Origin of the sequence: Microbacterium sp. CPCC 204701 (assembly GCF_004010105.1) — a bacterium.
Lineage (GTDB): Bacteria > Actinomycetota > Actinomycetes > Actinomycetales > Microbacteriaceae > Microbacterium.
This window is the reverse complement of record NZ_RRYE01000271.1, coordinates 1-4,176: the sequence shown is the minus strand read 5'-3', so window position 1 is coordinate 4,176 and position 4,176 is coordinate 1. Positions and strand designations below refer to the sequence as shown.

5 protein-coding genes are annotated in these 4,176 nt (G+C 72.0%); 4 read left to right on the top strand and 1 reads right to left on the bottom strand.

Annotated elements, in window-relative coordinates:
- Positions 1 to 888: ATP-binding cassette domain-containing protein (locus EIO58_RS13670; protein ID WP_127819999.1), on the bottom strand; the 888-nt coding region annotated here is incomplete at its 3' end.
- A gap of 122 nt (positions 889 to 1,010) precedes the next feature.
- Here EIO58_RS13670 and EIO58_RS13665 point away from each other — a divergent pair.
- From EIO58_RS13665 to EIO58_RS13650, 4 genes are all read left to right on the top strand, one after another.
- Positions 1,011 to 2,081, top strand: a complete 1,071-nt coding sequence (locus EIO58_RS13665; protein ID WP_127819998.1) for an enoyl-CoA hydratase/isomerase family protein — start codon at positions 1,011 to 1,013, stop codon at positions 2,079 to 2,081.
- An 11-nt stretch (positions 2,082 to 2,092) separates the two neighbouring features.
- Positions 2,093 to 2,923: an LssY C-terminal domain-containing protein gene (locus EIO58_RS13660; protein WP_127819997.1), complete on the top strand. Its 831-nt coding sequence runs from the start codon at positions 2,093 to 2,095 to the stop codon at positions 2,921 to 2,923.
- A complete protein-coding gene (locus tag EIO58_RS13655; protein WP_127819996.1) occupies positions 2,920 to 3,474 on the top strand; it encodes a hypothetical protein in 555 nt (184 codons plus the stop codon). Before EIO58_RS13660 ends, EIO58_RS13655 begins: the two co-directional genes overlap by 4 nt.
- Positions 3,475 to 3,518: 44 nt before the next feature.
- Positions 3,519 to 4,176, top strand: a 658-nt coding sequence (locus tag EIO58_RS13650; protein ID WP_127819995.1) for a J domain-containing protein, incomplete at its 3' end; no start/stop codon positions are given.

Sequence of the window (4,176 nt, the reverse complement as noted above, 5' to 3'; positions counted from 1 at the left end):
GCCGTTGACGAGGTCGAGGAAGACCTCCTCGAGCGCGGGGCCGCGGCGGTGAAGCGACGACAGGGCGACACCGCCGGCCGCGGCCGCTGCGCCGACGGCCGCGGGCTCGACACCGCGGACGGTGAGACCCGAGCGCAGCACCTCGAACGGGACGCCCGCAGCCTGCAGCGCCGTGGTGAGCGCGGAGCGGTCGGGCGCATCGACGATCGTGGCGTACTCCGACGGGTCGGACAGCTCGTCGAGCGAGCCCTGGAACACCAGCCGCCCCAGCGAGATGATCAGCAGCGCGTCGGCGGTCTGCTGCACTTCGGCGAGCAGGTGCGACGAGACGAGCACCGTGCGCCCCTCTCGGGCGAGATCGCGCAGGAACCCGCGCATCCAGCGGATGCCCTCGGGGTCGAGGCCGTTCGCCGGCTCGTCGAGCACGAGCACGCCCGGATCGCCCAGCAGCGCGTACGCGAGACCGAGGCGCTGGCGCATGCCGAGCGAGAAGCCGCCGACCTTGCGGCCCGCGGCATCCGTCAACCCCACGAGACCGAGCACCTCGTCGACGCGACGGTCCGGGATCCGCGCCGCCTGCGCGTACACCTTCAGGTGCGCCGCGGCCGTGCGCCCGGGATGGAAGCTGGATGCCTCGAGCACCGCGCCGACGGTCTGCAGCGGATGCGCCAGATCGGCGTAGCGCCTGCCGCCGATCGTGGCATGGCCCTCGGTCGCGCGGACGAGGCCCAGGAGGATCCGCAGGGTGGTCGTCTTGCCGGCGCCGTTGGGTCCCAGGAATCCGGTCACCCGACCCGGCTCGATGTGGGCGGTGAGCCCGGAGACCGCTGTGATGGCGCCGAAGCGTTTGGTGACACCTGAGAATTCCAGCGATTGGCCGTCGGGCATGCCGAACCCTCTCGTCCTTGTGAGCAGTTCTCCCCATCTTTGCGGAAATCCGCGCTCTGCCGCACAAGATTCTCGCCACAGCGCGCCGTGGCGCCCGCAGCACGCCCGGTAACCTTGCGATCGTGACCGACGCCGCCGAGCCGACCGAGCCGCCTGTCCTCGTCCGCGCGAGCGGCGGACTCGGGCGGCTCACGCTCAACCGGCCGCGGGCGATCAACGCGCTCGACCTCGACATGATCCACCTGCTGCACGCGGCGCTCGACGCGTGGGAACGCGACACCGAGGTCGACATCGTCGTGCTCGACGGCGCGGGCGGGCGCGGGCTCTGCGCGGGTGGCGACGTGCGCGGGCTCGCGGAACGCGTCACCGGCGGCCAGTCCGAGGAGTCGGCGGTGTTCTTCCGCGACGAGTACGCGCTCAACGCCCGCATCGCGGAGTACCCCAAGACGATCGTGGCACTCGCCGACGGCATCACGATGGGCGGCGGGATCGGCCTGGCCGGCCACGCCGCGATCCGCATCGTCACCGAGCGCTCGAAGCTCGCGATGCCCGAGACCCGCATCGGCTTCACTCCCGACGTCGGCGGCACGTGGCTGCTCGCGCATGCGCCGGGTCGCCTCGGCGAGTACCTCGGGCTGACCGGCGCGACGATGGATGCCTCCGACGCGATCTACGCCGGATTCGCCGACCACTTCGTTCCCTCCGACAACCTCGACGGCCTCCGCGATGCGCTCGAGACCAGGGCCGATCCGTCGAGCCCCACCGAGCTCGTGCTCCTGTTCGACGAGACCCCGTCGCCGCCAGGCCTCGCCGCGGCGCGCGTGTGGATCGACGACGCCTTCGCCGCCGACACGGTCTCGGAGATCATCGAGCGGCTGCGAGCGCGCCCCGAGGCAGAGGCAGCCGCCACCGCCGACCTGCTCGGCGAGCTGTCGCCGACGGGGCTCGCCGTGACGCTCGCGTCCGTGCGCCGCTCGCGCGAGCTCCCGGGTCTGCGCGACGCGCTGGAGCAGGAGTACGGGCTCGTGATGTGGTTCGCGACGAGCCAGCCCGACCTTCCCGAGGGCATCCGCGCGCAGGTGATCGACAAGGACCGCTCGCCGCGCTGGCAGCCCGCGACCCTGGCCGAGCTGGATCCGCAGGTCGCGGCATCCGCCCTCGCCTTCCGTCACGACCCGCCGCTCTGGGGCTGACGAGGACCGCCGTGACCGACGACGAGCCGCACCGCCGCGCGTACTCGATCGGGATCGCGGTCGACTGGTTCTTCTTCGTCTTCGCGGGCGTCGCGGCGCTGTGGCTCGCCTACCTCAGCTTCACCGAGACGTTCACGGTCGGCTGGTGGGGCATCCCGTTCTTCATCGCGTTCTGGGTGCTGCTCGCCTACCTCGTGCTGCCGCGGCTGCACCGCATCCTCACGACCATCTACGTGCCCGACTACTTCATCGGGCGCACGCGTACCAGTGACGGACTGCTCGGCGATCCCGTGAACCTCGCGTTCCTCGGCACCGGCGAGCAGATCGAGACCGCGATGCAGGGTGCAGGCTGGACGAAGGCCGACCCGGTGACCTTGGCGTCGTCGTGGCGCATCATCACGTCGACCCTGACGCGGCGCAGCTATCACGAAGCACCGGTGAGCCCGCTGTTCCTGTTCGGGCACCAGCAGGACTTCGCCTACCAGCAGGAGGTCGACGGCAACCCCGCCCAGCGCCATCACGTGCGCTTCTGGCGGTGCCCCGACGGCTGGCTGCTGCCGGGCGGGCGCCGCGTCGACTGGCTCGCCGCCGGCACCTTCGACACCAGCGTCGGGCTGTCGCTGTTCACGCTGCAGGTGACCCATCGCATCGACGCCGACACCGATGTCGAGCGCGACCACATCGTCAAGACCGTGACGGATGCCGATCCCCGCGTCGCCGTGGACGTCATCGCCGACTTCGCCACCGGCTATCACGCGCGCAACGGCGGCGGCGACAGCATCCGCACCGACGGTGACCTGCCGATCGTCGACGTGCGCGCCGTCGAGGCGGTGACGGCATGACGAGCGACGAGTCGCAGACCCCGGTGCCGCACAAGCGGCCGGCGTTCGAGCCGCCCGGGCGCCTGCTGAAGCCGACGGGCTACCACCCCGACATGCGCCGCCCGCCGACCATCGTCGCCGGTGCCGGGCTCGTCCTGCTGCGGGTCGTCGCGGGGGTCGCCGTGCTCGTCGGCATCGCGGTCGGCTGGGACGCGATCCTCTCCGACCCCGACTCCGCGCTCGAGGGCTTCGACCCCAGCCCGGCGGGGTCGCAGGCGGCGCTGTGGTTCGTGCTCGCGGCCGGCAGCACCGTGCTGCTGATCGACCTGCTGCTGGCGATCCTCGTGTTCCGCGGGCACAACTGGGCCCGCGTGATCGTCATGATCATCTCGGCCGGGTCGATCAGCATCCTGTTCTTCGCGTGGTGGGCGCAGGGGCAGGAGATCAAGGTCGAGGGCACGTTCCTGTCGCTGAGCCTCGACATCCTGCTGCTGCTGGCATTGTCGAGCCGCAGCGCGGCGGCGTACGCGCGCCGCTATGAGAGGCGCCGACCCGCGCACCTCAGTCGGTGACGTAGCCTGAATCCCGCTGGGATCGCTGGAGCCGGGGAGGGTGCGTGTTCGACAGTCCACTGTCGGCTTCGGCCTACGAGGTGCTCATGGTCGAGCCCGAGGCCGACGAAGAGACCCTGCGCAAGGCGTACCGCCTGCGGCTGCGGCAGACCCACCCCGACACCGGCGGCGATGCGGCCCTGTTCGTCCAGGTGCAGCGCGCGTGGGAGCTCGTCGGAACGCCCGAAGCGCGCGCCGCGTACGACCGCGGGCACGGGTTCGGCGAGGCTCCGGCGCCCGAATGGTCGGGCTGGCGCCCTCCTGCTGCGCGAGCCGATACGCGTCCGCGCGCGCGATCGTACGGGCACCCCGGCGGGTGGCGCCGCGAGCGGTACCTCACGCTGATCCGCGAGTGGGCAGGACGCGGCGTGACGATCGAAGACCCCTACGACCCCGCGCTCGTCCGCTCCGCCCCGCACCACCTGCGGCGACTGCTCGCCGATGCGCTCGCCGAGGAGGCCACCGCCCGCATCGTGGCCGACCTCGGCATGGGCTACACCGTGTGGCACGACGTCGCGGCCGCCGGCCGAGGCACCGACCCGGAGGCCAAGATCGACCACATCGTGCTCGGCCCGAGCGGGCTCTACGGCGTGCTGTCCGAAGACTTCGGCGGCCCGGTGCGCGTGCGCCGCGGCGAGTTCGTCGGCGACGGCGTGCCGGGCG

What these genes read in the sequence shown, in the direction of transcription:
- EIO58_RS13655 (WP_127819996.1), top strand. Translation starts at nt 2,920, where the DNA reads ATGACGAGCGACGAGTCGCAGACCCCGGTGCCGCACAAGCGGCCGGCG.